Source organism: Microbulbifer hainanensis (genome assembly GCF_014904735.1).
Lineage (GTDB): Bacteria > Pseudomonadota > Gammaproteobacteria > Pseudomonadales > Cellvibrionaceae > Microbulbifer > Microbulbifer hainanensis.
In genome coordinates this window covers 151,954-169,191 of record NZ_JACZCR010000033.1, presented here as the reverse complement: position 1 = coordinate 169,191, position 17,238 = coordinate 151,954, and the positions used below count along the sequence as shown (strand labels likewise).

The window sequence follows — 17,238 nt, the reverse complement described above, 5'->3', positions numbered from 1 at the left end:
TCGGTTTTATGTCGGCCCGTCGACCACTGTTCACGACCGGGCGACACTGCCCATCAATACACTCGCATCACCGGAAAAAACCAGCACGCCGAACCGACTTTTCGCATCCCCGAATCCACTTCACAGTGACGACTGCTGGCCGGGGGGTGGTAGGCGCTGGGTTGGTAATTGCCGACTTCAATGAAATCGGCGCTCTGGGTGGCATCATCCGGATCGAAGAAGAATGGATCGTGCCGACCGCCGTCTTCTACAGGTAAAAAGATGCAACCCTGCATCGCCAACGCTGCCGCGACGGGCAGTGCGAATGTCCCTATGCGCTTCATTTCCGAATACCTCTCTCATTCAGAGTGCGCGTCTGGTCTGTACTTTTTCAGTGTAGTTGGCGGAGGTTTTGACTTGCCGGTGGCGGGGGAATTTATGCGCGAAATTCCACATGACGTGGATGCGAGAAAAAAAGCGGATTAGAGGGCGGAAAAGCGCGGCGCACTGATTGCCAGTGCGCCGCGCAGTCGGTCAGAGCAGCAGGCGACGGACGTCGCTCAATACGCCGACCAGATAGGTCATGAAGCGGCCGGCATCACCGCCGTTAACCGCGCGGTGGTCGTAAGACAGTGCCAGGGGCAGCATCTGCCGCGGCATGAATTCCTTACCGTTCCATACAGGCTGTACCGAAAGCTTGGAGACACCCAGGATACCCACTTCCGGCGAATTGACGATCGGCGTAAAGCCGGTGCCGCCGATGGCGCCGAGGCTGGAAATGGTGAAACAGGCGCCCTGCATATCCCGCGGCTTCAGCTTGCCGTCGCGGGCAGCAATAGCCATCGCGGTGGCTTCTTCCGCCAGTTCGTACAGGCCCTTCTTATCCACATCGCGGATCACCGGCACCATCAGGCCCTTGGGCGTATCCACGGCCATACCGACGTGCACATAGTCCTTGCGCACAATATGTTCGCCGTCATTGTGCAGCGACACGTTGAAGCTCGGCTCGGCGCGCAGTGCGGCGGCTACCGCTTTCAGCAGGAAGGGCACCGGCGTCAGTTTTACACCGTGCTTTTCCGCGTCCGCTTTCATGGACTTGCGGAATTCCTCCAGCTCGGTGATATCCGCATCGTCGAACTGGGTCACGTGGGGCACGTTCAACCAGTTGCGCGCCATATTGGCCGCGGTGAGCTTGTGAATCTTGCTCATCGGCTCGGTTTTCACCGGGCCAAACTGGCTGAAGTCGATCTCCGGCATCTTGGCGATACCGAGACCACCGCCAACGCCCACGGCACCGCTTTCCGCTTTCTTCACCTGCTCCTTGATGTAGGCGTGCAGGTCGTCTTTGGTGACGCGATTGCGCGGGCCTGTCGGCTTCACCTTGTTCAGGGTCACGCCCAGTTCGCGGGCCAGTTTGCGCACGGCCGGGCCGGCATACACCTCGGCAGAAACGGTGTGGTCCCGCTCCAGGTGGTGATCCTTCTGCGGTGCTGCCGGCGGTTCCTGGCTTGCCGCGGCGGCGGGTACCGGTGCCGCCGTGGGCGCCGGCTCAGGCTTGGATTCCGCCGCTGCCGGCGCGGGCGCACCGCCACCGGAAACGGTTTTCATCACGCCAATGACGTCGCCAGTCGAGACCTTGTCGCCTTCCTTGACCGCAATGGACACGATGGTGCCCGCCGCCGGAGAGGGAACGTCCATGGAGGCCTTATCGCCCTCCACCACGATCAGGGAATCGCCCTCGCCCACTTCGTCGCCGGCCGATACAGTGATCTCGATGACATCGACGGCATCGGCGCCACCGAGGTCGGGCACCACGATATCCTGCTCGGCCTCCTCGCCAGCGGGCGCTGACGCAGGCGCGGACTTCTCCGCTGCCGGCGCCGGAGCCGCCTCTTGTGCAGGCGCCTCCGCTTTCTCTTCCGCGGGCTCTTCAGCACTGTCGCCGGCCACATCGGTTTCGATCTCACCGATGACGTCGCCCTCGGAAACCTTGTCGCCCTCGGAAACGCTGAGGCTGAGGATCTTGCCCGCGAATGGCGCAGGTACATCCATGGAGGCCTTATCGCCCTCCACGACAATCAGCGCATCCTCTTCCGCGACGGTGTCCCCCACTGCGACAGAAATTTCAATCACATCTACCTGATCGGCGCCGCCGAGATCAGGCACTTTAATGACTTGTTTTGCCATGCTTTTGCCTTCCTTATCCAGCGAGCCTTAAGCCAGGCGCGGGTTGATTTTTTCCGGATCGATGTTCAGTTTCTTGATTGCTTCCGCAACCTCACTCGCATCGATCACCCCCTGCTTGGCCAGGCCAGTAAGCGCAGCGATGGTCACGTAGTTGCGATCCACCTCGAAGAAACGACGCAGTTGCTCGCGGCTGTCACTGCGGCCGAAACCATCGGTGCCCAGCGCGATCATGTCGCCGTCGATAAATTCGCGCAGCGGCTCGACATAGGCGCGGATGTAATCGGTGGATACAATCACCGGAGACTCGTTGCCTTCGAACTGCTCGGAAACCCACGCTTTGCGCGGCGTTTCGGTCGGGTGCAGCATGTTCCAGCGCGCGACGTCCTGAGCTTCGCGGGCCGCTTCGGTCGCTGAAGTCAGGTTCCACACATCGGAGGTCACACCGAACTGGTCGGCGAGGATATCCGCCGCAGCCAGTACTTCGCGCAGAATGGTGCCGGCACCAACCAGCTGTACGTGCTTCTTCGCCGCCTTGCCTTTGCCGGCCTTGCGGGAATTGCCTTCCAGCTTGTAGACACCGCGGATGATGCCTTCCTCGACGCCCTGCGGCATTTCCGGCTGCAGGTAGTTTTCGTTCTCGATGGTGACGTAGTAGAAGAGGTTCTTCTGCTCTTCGTACATCTCCTTCAGGCCCTGGCGCAGGATCACGGCCAGGTCGTAGCCGTAAGCCGGATCGTAGCTCTTGCAGTTGGGGATGGTGCCCGACAGTACGTGGCTGTGGCCATCCTGGTGCTGCAGGCCCTCACCATTCAGCGTGGTGCGACCGGCAGTGGCACCGATCAGGAAGCCGCGTGCCTGCATGTCGCCCGCCGCCCAGGCCAGGTCGCCGATGCGCTGGAAGCCGAACATCGAGTAGTAGATATAGAAAGGCACCATGGGCACGCCGTGGTTGGAGTACGCCGTGGCCAGCGCCATCCAGGCGGACATGGCGCCGGCCTCATTGATACCCTCTTCGAGTACCTGGCCCTTCTTGTCTTCCTTGTAATACATGATCTGGCCGTGATCGACCGGAGTGTATTTCTGCCCCTGGGAGGAGTAGATACCCAGCTGGCGGAACAGGCCTTCCATACCGAAGGTACGGGCTTCGTCCGGAACGATCGGCGCAATGTTTTTGCCGATGTTCTTGTCTTTTACCAGCGCGGAAAGCGCGCGTACGAACGCCATGGTGGTGGAGATTTCGCGATCGCCGGAGCCTTTGGTCAGTGCGCTGAAAGCATCCAGGCTGGGGGTTTCCAGCTTCGCCACTTCGGTGCTGCGGGAAGGTACCGGGCCACCCAGCGACTTGCGACGCTCGGCCATGTACTTCATTTCCGGGCTGTCCGGCGCCGGACGGTAATACGGAACTTCCTCGATTTCCTTGTCGGTAATCGGGATCGCGAAGCGGTCGCGGAAGCGCTTGAGCGCCTCTGTGTCCATTTTCTTGACGTTGTGAGTGTCCATCGCGGCTTCGCCGGCGGCACCCAGACCGTAGCCTTTTACAGTCTGCGCCAGAATCACAGTGGGCTTGCCCTTGCTCGCCATCGCCTCGGCATAGGCTGCGTACACCTTGTACGGATCGTGGCCGCCGCGATTGAGCTTCATGATCTCGTCGTCGGACATGTCCTTGACCATCTCGAGCAGCTCCGGGTATTTGCCGAAGAAATGCTCGCGGGTATAGGCACCGCCGTTGGCCTTGAAATTCTGCATTTCGCCATCGACGGTTTCGTCCATGACTTTCTGCAGCAGGCCCTTGTCGTCTTTTTCCAGCAGCGGATCCCACAGGCGGCCCCACAGGACCTTGAGCACGTTCCAGCCGGCACCGCGGAAGACGCCCTCGAGTTCCTGCACGATCTTGCCGTTACCGCGCACCGGGCCGTCCAGACGCTGCAGGTTGCAGTTGACCACGAATACCAGGTTTTCTAGGTTTTCGCGGCCGGCCATGGAAATAGCGCCCAGGGTTTCCGGCTCGTCACACTCGCCATCACCGAGGAAAGCCCAGACCTTGCGATCGCCGCGAGGCGAAAGGCCGCGCGCGGACAGATAGCGCATGATGTGCGCCTGGTAGATCGCCTGGATCGGGCCGAGCCCCATGGATACGGTGGGGAACTGCCAGTAGTCCGGCATCAGCCACGGGTGCGGGTAGGAAGACAGGCCATTGCCATTCACTTCGCGGCGGAAGTTGTCCAGCTTTTCCTCGTCGAAGCGGCCTTCCAGGTAGGAGCGGGCATAGATGCCCGGTGCGCTGTGGCCCTGGAAGAAGATCAGGTCGCCGCGCTCTTCCCCTTCGTTGCCGCGGAAGAAGTAATTGAAGCCGACGTCATACAGGGTCGCCGCGGAGGAGAAGCTCGCGATATGGCCACCCAGGCTATCGCTGTTGGAGTTGGCGCGTACCACCATGGCCAGCGCATTCCAGCGGATCAGCGAGCGGATACGACGCTCCATGAACAGGTCGCCGGGCATGCGCTTTTCCGCATTCGGCGGAATGGTATTGCGATATGGGGTGGTAATGGCCGCAGGCAGCTTCACGCCCACGTCGGTTGCGCGATCGGTCAGCTGTTTCAGCAGTGCGGCGGCGCGTTCTTTACCGCTGTAGCGAATGACCGCCTGCAGCGCGTCCAGCCACTCCTGCGTTTCCTGGATATCAGTTTCGTCTTGCATCAAACAATGCTCCTCGGCGAATTGTGCGACGTCGAGTCGGTAGCGTCTTTAATTAAAGGCTTTTATGAGTAACTTTTGGCTTTCGCGCAAAGTACAGCTCAGGCAGAAAAATGCTCCCCTTTTTTCGGTATGTCCGCCAATTCGCCGCCATGCTTGGCGGAAATGCAGAGTGTGCAGGTACTCACTTCTGCCGTGGCGGGTGGGGATTGGCCGGCACCAGCTCTTGCTGTGCTTCAGTAAATTCGGTCGTGACAGTGGGCCTGCAGTCCGGATACCAAAGCGGCTCTCCGGCCACCCAGACCCCAAAGCGGGAGCGATTGTAGTATTACTACAAAAATTTTTCCAGATAGCACGATTAGTAACAATTAAAACCAATTTCGAAAACAAATATATTCCAAACACCCACCTGCACGGAGGATATTGCGGTAAAAAGCCGAAAATTAATTACAAAGTTGAGTCCAAAACCCCAGACCCAGTCATGGTCACACTGGCGACCCGACGGAGATGCCTTGAGCGTAGACCAGACGGTACAAAGGGCCACCGGTTCGCCAGCATCAATTGCAATGCCGGCATATGCATTGGAGCCGCGGCAACGGCGATCTGCCACTGCAGCGGGATATGATGCTGTTTTGGAGGAAGAGGAGGGAATTGGGACACGCCAGGGGCGCCCCTTACTGCCGGCCGCGCAGCCGGATACGGGCAAGTACTAGAGCTGGACCACCTGCCCTTCCCCCAGGTACTCGGCGTATACCAGGTAGCGCAACGGGCCACCGGGATTGACGGCGTGAAACGGATAACAGGTAACCAGCAGCAACCCGGGCTCAGCATAGATCGGCAGCTGCTCCTGCTCGCTGTTCACCACCCGCGTGCCCACCACGCGGTAGTCATACCAGCGTCCGTCGCTATCCTGCAACGCCACGGGATCACCGAGCTTCAGCGCGCCGAGGTTATCAAAATGGGTATCGCGGTGGGCCGCAATCACTGTGGTGCGCGACTCTCCCGGGCGACCGGAGCTCGCCAGCAGCCCGGGACCGAACGCCAGCGCCTGGCCACTACCGCCGTCCAGTACCATCAGCGGATCGCTGCCATTTACAACCAGTTTTGCCACCGGCCGCGTGTCCGCCCAGGGCCAGGGTTTCGCCGCCTCACCGGTCTGCAATTGATCATCCCAGGCGCGGCCGATCAGATACTGGGCCAGCTCCGCTTTGGCCATCAGCCAGGTCGCGCCGCCCAGCTGCCAGAGCCCTGCCGCCAGCAGCAGCGAGGAGATGATGGCGCGCCACATCAGCGCGCCCTCACCAGGCCGGTTTCCAGCGGGTGGCGCGCCCGGCGCAGATCCGGCAGTAATCGTCGCAACCACTCGCGCAGCCGGTGGGACAGGCGGCCGCGCAGGCCCCCCCCGCGCCGCAATGTATCTCTGCCACGCTGTAACGCGCTCCTGCCACGGAGCAATAGACCAAGGCCGAGCAGGCCCGCGGCCGACAGCAACTGCGCATAGATACCTGCCGCCGTGCGCGGGTAGGTCTGGCGCTGCAGGATCTGGCCACGCGCGACGGCATTGGGAACCGGGCTTTTGGAGAGCCCCTGCCCCTGCGGCCGCACCACTTTTTCCTCGACAGCGACAAAACTGGTGTAAGGACTCGCCAACTGGTGATCCAGTGCCAGCTGCAGGATCTGTCCGCGCAGCGACTGCCCCTCTTCGGTATTTTCACCGGTTGTCAGCTGGCGGTCGCGCAGGGCGTCGATCTTGCTGCGCGCCCACACACTGCCGACACCCTGTCCCGAGTCGCCACTGCTCGACTGCAGCGTCAGTTCGCGCTGAAACTGCTGGCCGGCGAGGCGACCGTGTAATTCGACTTTGCCGTGCAACTGCCCGCCTTCGATCTGCGCCACCAGCTGCAGGGGCTCACCGCGGTACAGGTCCGGGATGCGCTTGGGGTAGGCATCGACAACCAATCCCTGCGGCCAGCGAAGCTGCAGGTCGGTCACCAGCGGGTTCTCCAGCTTGGCGAACAGCGCCTGCATGCGCTCCTGCACCTCGGACAGATCGCCAATGGTCACGAAGGTACCGCGGCCGAACTGGGCTGCCTTGCGCATAAAATGGCTGTTGGGTGCAGAGCCAATACCCACGGTAAACAGGCGCGCATCGGCCAGCGACTGATGGATAAGTTCAAACAGGGCCCGCTCATTACCCACGGCACCATCGGTAATAAAGATTACCTGCCGCACCAGCGATTCATCACCGGGTAACTGCTGGCTGAATGCGAGACGCAGGGCCGGTGCCATCTCGGTGCCGCCGCTGGCCTGCAGGTTTTCCACCTGGGTTCGCGCGTGCTGGATACTCTGCGCATCGGCGACAACCGGGCGCGGAAAAAACGCGCGGGTGACACTGTTAAACTCGATGACATTGAAACGGTCGCCGGGCTGCAAGCGCGACAGGGCCAGTAGCAGACTCTCCTTGGCCTGGCGGATGGAGTTGCCGCCCATGGATCCGGACGTGTCGATCACATAGACCACTTCCCGCGGCAACCGCCGCACTTTACCCACCGCGTCCGGCGGCAACAGCAGTAGCTGCAGGTAAGTGTCCTGCTGCCCCACGCTATCCCCGTTAGCATCCGCAGCTACAGCGGGCTTTGTTTCGGTAAACAGCGCCGCCCGTGGCATTGCCGAAGCGCGCGGGCGCCAGCGCAGCACGAAGTCGCGGTCCATCAGCGCACTGCCGCCACGCAGCGCGATGGCATAGCCACCGGACGGCGTTTTGCTGGAATCGATGTCGTGGTAGGGACTGCTGATATTCGCCAGCGGCAGGCCGCCGTCCAGCGCCACGTCGATGGAGATCCTGTGGCTGCCGAGACCATCCAGCTCCGCAGCCGGCTGCATGAAGGGTGTGATTTTATCGGCATCCGGCACCTGATCCGTGGGCAACGCCCAGCCCTCGGAGTTTAATGCCAGTGGTGCTTCGCCCTCGCCCGCCACACCTGCCCCGATGATGTCGCCGGGAATATAGCGCGGGGTCAGGGTGGTGGGCAGGCGCAGGCTGAATGCGCCGCTGTCGTAATTGACCGGCTGCAGATAGCGGATATGCACCCGAACGGTTTCACCGGGTGCAATATTCGCAACCTTGTTGGTAAACAGGTTCGGGCGCTGCTGTTCCAGCAGCGCGGCGCGTTTACCCGCAGCGCGGGCAGCCCGGTATATCTTTGCCGCCTCCTGACGCTCGCGCACCTTGCCGACAATACGGCGTTTGCCGACCTGGATTTCAAGTCCGTTGACGGCCGCCTGTTCGGGCAGCGGCAGCACGTAAACCGCCTCCTGCCATTGCTGCGTGCGGTTGATGAACTCCTGCTCCAGGCGCACTTCCGCCACCAGCCCGCGCACGGAAACCTTCGCGTGGCTGGCCAGGTGAACCGACGGCACATACTGCCCCCGCAGCCCAATGCGGAACAACAGGTCGCCGGCCTTCACGTCATTCAGGGTGACGGTTTCGCCCTGCCCGGCCACTGCGGGTAACTGCTGCGCCCGCGCGCCCATTGCGGCGACAAATACCGCCAGCGCCGTCACCAGGAACAGCAACCAGCGACCGCGGTTACTGCTGCGATAGCGGCGCCGGTAATACTCCTCGGTCGGCAAAACCAGCAGCTCGCGCGGAATGCGCTGACCGGAAAAAATTGCCCTGCTCACAAGCGTCCCTCCAGAACTGTTGTCAATGGAGGTCATTACACAGGGGAAAAACGGCAAACTTGGGGGAGGATTACGGCGGGATTATGGGGCAATTCTGACGAATTGTGGCAGGGCAGTTTGAAGAGGCGTTACCATAGAAAAACGGCGCCATTGCCATAATTCTAGCGCATTGCCCCTTCGACAAGAATTGATTTAGAGCTTGTGCTGATCATTGACACCTGCGATATCGCCAATAATTAGCCCCACCCCCTTGTCACGCAAATCGTAATCCACCTGAAAGGGACGATGTTTTACCCAAAGGTAGACTCGGCTACCATGTCTTTGCGCGCGACTAGCGAACTGTTCCGGCCAACCCCACAGATAGCGCGCAAGCTTCGGCGGGACGACAATATTGGTATTGGAGCAGGACTCAGGGAAAACACGGCTCCATCCGTACAGCACGTAATCCTTGATGCAGCGTTTATCGGATTCGATACTTAGGGCGGACGCTTGAACGGTGGCACTGTCGCTCTTCATTTGGGAATTGTAGAGCGGAAGATTCTTATCAGCGGCGAAGTGAAAAAAATGCCCACGCTCCCCTACAGGCAACCCCTGCTCAAATTTCAGTAACGCCATCACCGATTCCCGATCTGCCGTTTTCAAGTTCAACCAGAATTCGGTCTCCGGATATTTTTTCACGATATCTCGCAGTGCAGGAATACGATACCCCTTGCCCCGCCATGGAAAACTATCGCCTTTATCTGATGTATATCCGAATCCGGCATCCAGTGATTTCAAGTAGTCCATCGTTTTTTCGGAGGTAACTCCCGTCCCATTAGTGGCGCAATCGAGCGTCCAGTCATGAAACACCGCGAACTGGCCATCTGCAGTCCGATGAACATTGAGGTGAATAATCTGAAACCCATTTTTCAGTGCGTTACCAATACCATCAAGGGTATTTTCGATTCCAGAGTTTTCCGATTTTACGATCTGGTTGGCCGTACAACCACGCTCATCGAACGTGGCGTAGTCCAGTAACTGGCCACCACCACGGTAGGCGACCAACTGCCCTTTATCTGGTGCCCCATAGGACGGGGCCCTTATGACAAGAAACAATACAGCGAAGAATAGAAAGGCAGCGATTATTTTATTTTTCAACACTTTGATTCCCGGACATATCTATAATGGACGGCATACAGGTAACTCCCACCCACAACTTCGGCGGAGTACGCAATTCCACCCTATAACATAGTCGCCGTTGGGAAAAGTTGCATTCCTGGCTTTGCCGTGATCAATTATGGCGAATTGTGGCAACTGCGTTCGACTGCGCATAAAAAAACCGGCGCATGCGCCGGTTTTTTTTCATCAAGCGACTATAAGATCAGTCGATCAGGCCGTAATCGTCGCGCAGCACCTGGATAATCTCCGCCTTCGGGTCGTCGGAAATCTCCAGTTTCTTGCCGATGATCTTCTCGGCGATGCCGACATAAGTCGCGGACAAATCCGTGAACATGGATTCCGGCAACTCGTTGTCGCGGGCCAGCGCCATACGCTCGTCCATGCGGTCCTTGTTCAGCAGGATATCCGGATCGGGGAAGTAGTTCAGCAGCGCCTGGCGGAAGCCCTCTTTGGAGTTTTCCACCACTTTACCCGCTCGGTATTGCTCGCCATCCCAGATACGAGAGGAATCCGGCGTACCCACTTCATCCATGTAGATCAGTTTCTCGTTGCCATCCGCATCGGTGACATAACCAAACTCAAACTTGGTATCGACAAAGATCTGGTCGAGCTTCTCCAGCGCGGCGGAGATGACATCAAAGCCCTCTTTCAGCAATTTCTCGTACAGCGCGATATCGGCTTTACTGCGGAAATTGAACGCCGCGAAATTGTCTTCGATGTTCTTGCGGGTAACATTCACATCGTCCGCTTCCGGAACACCCGGAATGCCTTTCAGGATCCCCTTGGTGGACGGGGTGATCAGCAGCTCCGGCAGCTTCTGGTCCTTTTGCAGGCCGTCGGCGATCTCGATACCACAGAATTCGCGTTCGCCCTTGGCGTAGGCGCGCCACATGGAGCCGGTGATGTACTGGCGCGCGATGGCCTCGATCATTACCGGGCGGGCCTTCTGCACGATCCATACCGCCGGGTGCGGGATGTCCAGAATATGGCTGTCGGCCAGGCCGTTGTCCTTGAACAGCTGGAACCAGTGATTGGAAATCGCATTCAGCGCCGCGCCCTTGCCGGGTACGCCGCGCATGCCGCCCTCGCCCCGCCAGATACAGTCGAACGCGGAGATACGATCGGAGATGACCATCACCGCCAGCGGCGCATCGGGCGCTACCGGGTAACCTTTTTCGTCAATCAGGCGGCGGCTGTCGGCCTCGGTCAGCCAGTACACCGAGCGGACCTTGCCGCTGTGTACAGGTTTACCCGTGCGAATCGGTAAATCATCGTTGACCGCCAGTACTTTGCCAGCAAGGCTCATGGGTTTGTCCTATCTATAAGCTATAGGGAAATCAGGATGGGCTGATATATAGAGGCGCGAGATTTTAGCAAATGGGTCCAAGGGTAGACAGGGGGCGGCGCAGCGCCCCCTGTCACTGGCGGCTCATTCCGCCGGCGCGACCGGCTCTGAATCGACCCCGCTGCTGGAGGCCTCCTTCGCCTGCCACTCCGCCTGGTGCTCCGTTGTGGGCCAGGCGTTCATGATCGCCTTCAGCAGGGTGGCCAGGGGGATCGCAAAAAAGACCCCCCAGAAGCCCCAGATACCACCGAAAACCAGCACCGCCAGGATAATAGCCACCGGGTGGAGGTTCACCGCTTCCGAAAACAGAATGGGGACCAAAACGTTACCGTCGAGCAACTGGATCATACCGTAAGCGAACATCAGCCATAAAAATTCGCTGCTCCAGCCCCACTGGAACAGGCCGATGGCCGCCACCGGGATGGTCACCACCGCGGCGCCAATATAGGGAATCAGCACACTCAGCCCCACCGATACCGCCAGCAGCAGTGCATAGTTGACCCCGAGCGCAAGAAACGCGGCGTAGCTGACCACGGCGACAATCGCAATTTCGATTACCTTGCCGCGCACATAGTTGGCCACCTGGTCGTTCATCTCGTGCCAGATCTGGCGCATCATCGGCCGCTGTTTCGGCAGGAAGGAGGCGCACCAGCTGATCAGCTTGTCGGAATCCTTAAGGAAGAAGAACACCAGGATCGGCACAATCACGGTGTAGATCAGCACCCCCGCCAGTATCGGCAGGTTGGCCAGCGACAGCGTCAGCAGGGTCTGGCTGATGGAGCCGAGTTCGTCACCAATGGTTTTGAACATATCGTCGATCTGCGCCGATGAAACCAGTCCCGGGTACCGCTCGGGCAGCAACTGCAGCAGTGCCTGCCCCTGGGAAACCATGTTCGGCAATTCGTTGAACAGGCGCTCAACCTGTCGCCAGATAATAGGCAGCACGACAAAGAACAGCGCGGCGATGATTCCCACCAGCACCAGGCAGGCAAGGCTCACCGCCAGCCAGTGGGGCAGCTTCCAGGATTCCAGCCGCAGCACCATACCCTGCATCAGGAAGGCGATGATCAGCGCCGCCAGCACCGGTGCCAGCACCTGCCCCAGGGTGGCCAGCACCACCATTGCGGTCAGCAGCAACAGCACCAGCAGGACCACTTCTTCCTGGCTGAAGTAGCGGTTAACCCAGTTTTTAACAATGGCGAACATAGAGTTTTCGGTCTCGTCGTTACGGTAGGGCACGTAGCCAGTAGCTGAATTCGTCGCCGGAGTGCTCGGCGCGCAGCAGGGCCTGCCCGCTCAATTCGGCAAAGCTGTGGAAGTCGCGCCAGGACGCGGGATCGGTCGCCAGCACCCGCACCAGGGCACCGGCGGGCTGCTCGCGCAGCGCCCGGCGCAACGCCAGCAATGGTTGCGGGCACGGCAGGTCCCGGGCGTCCACAGTCACGGCCGCGGCCCAGTCCGGGGATTTTGACGGTATCTTGTCGGCGGCGAAAACGGTCATCGGCTGCGCGGTCACAATAATTCTGTTGCGGCGGATTATAGCGCGGACTGGGAGCCGGAAACCGCGCCAGTCGCGGCAAGAATTGCATCTCGGGACACGCGGTGCAAGCCATGTATTGCGGGCGCTGATCACGATTCCACGAACCATTTGCCGCGCGACTGGTCAAAACCTCGACAGTTCAATGAGGTTGCGTATAGAGTTGTCCCATAGATCGATTCCGGAACAAACCGAGCAGTAACCCAGATGATCGAGCACCAATCACTGATATCCCCCCGGGCGGCCGCGCGGGCCCTGTGGCGGCGCACCGGCGGCAGTCTCGCGGCGCTGGGCCTCGGCGTACTGCTCGGAAGCGCGCCGCTTGCGGCAGTCGCCGACGACGACCAGATCCGGTTGCCGGAACTCGGGGACAGCAGCAGCGGCCTCGTCTCTCATGCGCGCGAGAAAGAGCTCGGCCAGATGTGGCTGCGCATGTTCCGCAGCCAGGTGCGTACCTCCAGCGACCCCCTGCTGCAGCAGTATGTGGAAAGGACCGTCAAAGGGCTGGCGGAGTACAGCCCGCTGGAAGACAAATCCATCAATGTCGTGGTGGTCAAAAACAGCACCATGAACGCCTTCGCGGTCCCCGGCGGGGTCATGGGCGTCCACACTGGCCTGTTCCTGTTTGCGGAAAATGAAGACCAGTTTGCCTCGGTCATTGCCCACGAACTCGGACACCTGAGTCAGCGCCACTACGCGCGCTCGCTGGAGGCTCAGCGCAACAGCACCATTCCTACTCTCGCCGGCATGCTCGGCGCCCTGGTACTCGCGGCCACCGCCGGTGGCGATGCGGGTATCGCGGCGATGACGGCGACCCAGGCGGCGGCGCTGGACAACCAGCTGCGCTTCTCACGCCAGAATGAACAGGAGGCCGACCGGGTCGGCATCGAGACCCTGGCCCGCTCCGGCCGCAACCCGGAAGCCGCCGGCGAAATGTTCGAGCAGATGCTGAAGGCCACGCGCTACTATCGCCGGCCACCCGAGTTCCTGCTGACCCACCCGGTGACCGAAAAGCGGATCGCAGACGCAAAGCTGCGCGCCAGCCGCATGCCCGCGGTCCCTACCCACGACACCCGTGAATACCACCTGATGCGCGCCCGCGTCCGCGTGGCCGCAGAGGCAACGCCGCAACAGGCCGTAAAGCGCTTCCAGGCGGAATTGCGCGGCGTCAATGACAACGAGGATGCGGCACGCTACGGTCTGGCGCTGGCGCAGACCGCCGCCGGCAAACCGGACGAAGCGGAGGAAACCCTGCAGCCACTGCTCGACGCCGAACCGGAAAAAGATGCCTTTGTAATGGCGCGCGCAGATATCGATATCGTCCGCCACGACTACAGCAACGCCACCAGGCGCCTGCAGAAAGCACTGGAGCACAACCCCGGTGATCACGCATTGATCATGGGCCTGGCCAACGCAAACTTTAAGGCCGGCAACTACCTGGCGGCAGAGCGTATCCTCGCCAAACACAGCCGCGTGCGCCGTAACGACCCATCAGTCTGGTACCTGCTGGCGGAGACCCACGGACTCGCCGGCGACATCATTGGCGTCCACGAGGCCCGCGCGGAGTACTACATTCTGAACGGCGTCTTCGACAAGGCCGCCCAACACCTGCGCCACGGTATCCGCCTGGCCAAAAACGACTACCAGACGCATGCGATTCTGGAACAGCGCCTGAAAGACGTACTGAAGATGCAGCAGGAAGCCAAGGAACTCTGATTTACTGCTGACGGACAAAAAATAGCGGCCATTGGCCGCTATTTTTTTATGTCGCTTTGCGACCGCAATGCGCGGTCAGTCCAGCGGCTTGCGGAAATCCAGCATTCGCTGCAACGGAATCATCGCACGCCGGCCCAATTCCGGATCCACCAGAATCTCATTGTCCCCGCGTTCCAGCACCCCGCACAGGTTTTCCAGCGAGTTCATCGCCATCCACGGACAGTTGGCGCAGCTGCGGCAGGTAGCGCCGGCTCCGGCGGTCGGGGCGATGATCAGTTCCTTGTCCGGGCACTGCTGCTGCATCTTGTAGAAGATGCCCTGGTCAGTGGCGACGATAAAGCGCTTTTCCGGTCGGGTTTTGGCCGCATTGATGATCTGCGACGTAGACCCGACGACATCCGCCAGTTCTACAACTGCCGCCGGTGACTCCGGATGCACGAGCACCACGGCATCCGGATAGAGAGCCTTGAGGTCCTCGACACCCTTCGCCTTGAACTCCTCGTGCACGATGCAGGAGCCGTTCCACAGCAGGACGTCGGCACCGGTCTCGCGCTGCACGTAGCTGCCGAGATGCTTGTCCGGCGCCCACAGGATTTTCTCTCCCTGCGCATCCAGGTGATCCACCACGTCCAGTGCGATACTCGAGGTCACCACCCAGTCAGCACGCGCCTTTACCGCCGCGGAGGTATTGGCATATACCACCACGGTGCGGTCAGGGTGTGCATCACAGAAGGCCGAAAACTCTTCCGGCGGGCAGCCCAGATCCAGCGAACAGGTGGCCTCCAGTGTCGGCATCAGAACACGCTTTTCCGGAGTCAGAATCTTGGCGGTTTCCCCCATGAACTTCACCCCGGCGACAATCAGCGTATCCGCCTGGTGTTCAGCGCCGAAGCGCGCCATCTCGAGAGAATCGGATACACAGCCACCGGTCTCCTCGGCCAGAGCCTGAATCAGCGGGTCCGTGTAGTAGTGAGCTACCAGTACCGCATTCTGCTCTTTCAGCAGTCGCCGGATACGCTCGCGCCACTGCTCCAGTTCCTCTTCGCTGTACTGGTGAACAGCCGGTTCCGCCAGGTGGGTCTGTACCAGGGAACGGGCATCTGCGGACTCTATAGAGACTGACTTTTCGCTCATGACTGCCTATCGGTTGCGGAAAAGCGCGCATTATAGCCTGAGTTTGTGGCCGCGGCCCTGCTCAGTCTGATTCCAGTTTAATGCGGCCGGGTATCCGTGACCTCCTTATCCAGACGCCATGGCAGAGCCGAAAATCGATTTCCGCAGCTCCCGGAATCGCCAGCCGGACCCGCCCCCTCGCTATAATCTATTAATCTCTAGGTAGGCGCTCTGAAGCAGCGCTGCAGCAACCAGGGGCAGTACGATGATCAAGCTCGAAATTAGCGCTGAGCAATACAACCTTTCCGGTGAGCTCAAGGGCCGCATTCTAGAAAGGTTCGGCGGATTGGACGAATATATGAACACCCTCCACCGAGGCCGGGTGGCCGTTTCCTGGGACGGCGATGACAGCAAGCAGACAAAGGTCAGCGCCCAGGTGTGGGGCCCCGGTCATGAATTCGAGGCGTCAGACATTGAATGGGATGCCGACACCGCCATCACCAAAGCGCATCATAAGCTGGAGACCCAGATTCGCCGCGAGCACAAAAAGGAACTCGACAAGCGCAATCACCGATAGCGACACTCCCGGCGGTCAGTAGTTTTTCAAGAGGCTCCCAAAAGGCCGCGACCAGCGCTCAGGGGCATTCCGAAAAGAAAAAGGGCTAGTGGCAACGCGCCACTAGCCCTTTGTTTTGTATGGTGGGTCGTGCTGGATTCGAACCAGCGACCAATTGGTTAAAAGCCAACTGCTCTACCAACTGAGCTAACGACCCCGAAACTGTTGTCAACGCATCACGACTACTGCTCGCAGCAGCCGGTACCTGTAGAGAAGTCGCGCTGACCATAAAAAAGGCCGCCCGTTGGCGGCCCTTTCGGAATATGGTGGGTCGTGCTGGATTCGAACCAGCGACCAATTGGTTAAAAGCCAACTGCTCTACCAACTGAGCTAACGACCCGTTGATGCCTCGATGTGAGGAGCTGCGTATCTTACTGATCTATTTCCGAAAAACAATACCTGATCGAAAAAAATCTGTAGTGAATTTAAGGGCTTACGAAGTCCTCGGGGCAAAGTGGCAATCAGGCGTAGACCGTGGGGTCCGCGAGCCCTGCTTCTGCGAAGCCTGCGGCACGCAGTCGACAGCTGTCGCATCGGCCACACGCAGCACCGCCTGGCAGCGCCTGGTAACAGGATACTGTTAAACTGTAGTCCACTCCCAGTTCAGTACCGCGCCGGACGATTTCCGCCTTGGACATATGCATCAGCGGCGTACGGATACTGAGTTTGTGCCCCTCTACACCCGCCCGAGTGGCCAGGTTGGCCATACGCTCGAATGCCTCAATGTATTCCGGGCGACAGTCCGGGTAGCCCGAATAGTCGACGGCATTGACGCCGACAAAGATTTCCTGGGCACCCAGCACCTCGGCCCAACCCAGGGCGATCGACAGGAACACGGTGTTGCGTGCGGGAACGTAGGTGACCGGAATACCGCCAGTCTCCTCTTCCGGCACATCAATACTGTCATCGGTCAGGGCGGAGCCGCCGATGGCGCGCAGATCCAGCTTGACCACCTTGTGCTCGCGCGCATCCAGATCCGCGGCAACGCGCTGGGCAGCAGTCAGCTCGGCACTGTGCCGCTGGCCGTAATCAAATCCCAGCGCATAGCATTCGTAGCCGTCTGCCCGGGCCATGGCCAGCACCGTGGCGGAATCCAGGCCGCCGGACAACAGAACTACTGCTTTCTTATCCGCCATATCTTCCTCTGTCGCGATCCCTTCAAGGTTCCCCTCCGGAAACCTGTCGATTGGCGCCGCGGTCATCCGCCGG

At 60.0% G+C, this 17,238-nt stretch carries 13 protein-coding genes and 2 tRNA genes; 2 read left to right on the top strand and 13 right to left on the bottom strand.

The window, feature by feature from the left end; all coding sequences use genetic code 11:
• Positions 1 to 53: 53 nt before the first annotated feature.
• The 9 genes from IG168_RS14060 to IG168_RS14020 form a co-directional block, all read right to left on the bottom strand.
• Positions 54 to 323 (bottom strand): hypothetical protein, encoded by a 270-nt coding sequence (locus IG168_RS14060; protein WP_193165039.1) that lies wholly within the window; start codon positions 321 to 323, stop codon positions 54 to 56.
• Between the two features lie 190 nt (positions 324 to 513).
• Positions 514 to 2,166, bottom strand: a complete 1,653-nt coding sequence (gene aceF, locus IG168_RS14055) for a dihydrolipoyllysine-residue acetyltransferase (protein WP_193165038.1) — start codon at positions 2,164 to 2,166, stop codon at positions 514 to 516.
• A gap of 27 nt (positions 2,167 to 2,193) precedes the next feature.
• Positions 2,194 to 4,863 (bottom strand): pyruvate dehydrogenase (acetyl-transferring), homodimeric type, encoded by a 2,670-nt coding sequence (gene aceE / locus IG168_RS14050; protein ID WP_193165037.1) that lies wholly within the window; start codon positions 4,861 to 4,863, stop codon positions 2,194 to 2,196.
• A 706-nt stretch (positions 4,864 to 5,569) separates the two neighbouring features.
• On the bottom strand, positions 5,570 to 6,148 hold the full coding sequence (locus IG168_RS14045) for a class GN sortase (RefSeq protein WP_193165036.1): 579 nt from the start codon (positions 6,146 to 6,148) through the stop codon (positions 5,570 to 5,572).
• Complete coding sequence (locus tag IG168_RS14040) at positions 6,148 to 8,544, bottom strand: marine proteobacterial sortase target protein (RefSeq protein WP_319024715.1); 2,397 nt, start codon at positions 8,542 to 8,544, stop codon at positions 6,148 to 6,150. Before IG168_RS14040 ends, IG168_RS14045 begins: the two co-directional genes overlap by 1 nt.
• Before the next feature lie 192 nt (positions 8,545 to 8,736).
• Complete coding sequence (locus tag IG168_RS14035) at positions 8,737 to 9,684, bottom strand: glycerophosphodiester phosphodiesterase family protein (protein ID WP_193165035.1); 948 nt, start codon at positions 9,682 to 9,684, stop codon at positions 8,737 to 8,739.
• A 220-nt stretch (positions 9,685 to 9,904) separates the two neighbouring features.
• On the bottom strand, positions 9,905 to 11,008 hold the full coding sequence (locus tag IG168_RS14030) for a phosphoribosylaminoimidazolesuccinocarboxamide synthase (protein WP_193165034.1): 1,104 nt from the start codon (positions 11,006 to 11,008) through the stop codon (positions 9,905 to 9,907).
• 123 nt (positions 11,009 to 11,131) lie between these two features.
• Complete coding sequence (locus IG168_RS14025; RefSeq protein WP_193165033.1) at positions 11,132 to 12,253, bottom strand: AI-2E family transporter; 1,122 nt, start codon at positions 12,251 to 12,253, stop codon at positions 11,132 to 11,134.
• Positions 12,254 to 12,272: 19 nt separating this feature from the next.
• Entirely contained in the window at positions 12,273 to 12,563 is a 291-nt protein-coding gene (locus IG168_RS14020; RefSeq protein ID WP_319024714.1) for a sulfurtransferase TusA family protein, read from the bottom strand.
• Between the two features lie 228 nt (positions 12,564 to 12,791).
• Here IG168_RS14020 and IG168_RS14015 point away from each other — a divergent pair, with 228 nt between their 5' ends.
• Positions 12,792 to 14,300, top strand: a complete 1,509-nt coding sequence (locus IG168_RS14015) for a M48 family metalloprotease (protein ID WP_193165032.1) — start codon at positions 12,792 to 12,794, stop codon at positions 14,298 to 14,300.
• A 75-nt stretch (positions 14,301 to 14,375) separates the two neighbouring features.
• Here IG168_RS14015 and nadA read toward each other — a convergent pair whose 3' ends face one another.
• Positions 14,376 to 15,434 carry a quinolinate synthase NadA gene (nadA, locus tag IG168_RS14010; protein ID WP_193165031.1) on the bottom strand — a complete coding sequence of 353 codons (1,059 nt, stop codon included), beginning with the start codon at positions 15,432 to 15,434 and terminating at the stop codon, positions 14,376 to 14,378.
• A gap of 244 nt (positions 15,435 to 15,678) precedes the next feature.
• On the opposite strand from nadA, the gene IG168_RS14005 reads away from it, so the two are divergent.
• The gene (locus IG168_RS14005; RefSeq protein WP_193165030.1) at positions 15,679 to 15,990 is read left to right on the top strand and encodes an HPF/RaiA family ribosome-associated protein; all 312 of its coding nucleotides are present in this window, start codon (positions 15,679 to 15,681) and stop codon (positions 15,988 to 15,990) included.
• A gap of 120 nt (positions 15,991 to 16,110) precedes the next feature.
• On the opposite strand, the gene IG168_RS14000 is transcribed toward IG168_RS14005, so the two are convergent.
• From IG168_RS14000 to queC, 3 genes are all read right to left on the bottom strand, one after another.
• Positions 16,111 to 16,186: transfer RNA gene (locus IG168_RS14000), tRNA-Lys, on the bottom strand.
• Between the two features lie 107 nt (positions 16,187 to 16,293).
• Positions 16,294 to 16,369: transfer RNA gene (locus tag IG168_RS13995), tRNA-Lys, on the bottom strand.
• A gap of 121 nt (positions 16,370 to 16,490) precedes the next feature.
• Entirely contained in the window at positions 16,491 to 17,165 is a 675-nt protein-coding gene (gene queC / locus IG168_RS13990; protein WP_193165029.1) for a 7-cyano-7-deazaguanine synthase QueC, read from the bottom strand.
• Positions 17,166 to 17,238 lie beyond the last annotated feature (73 nt).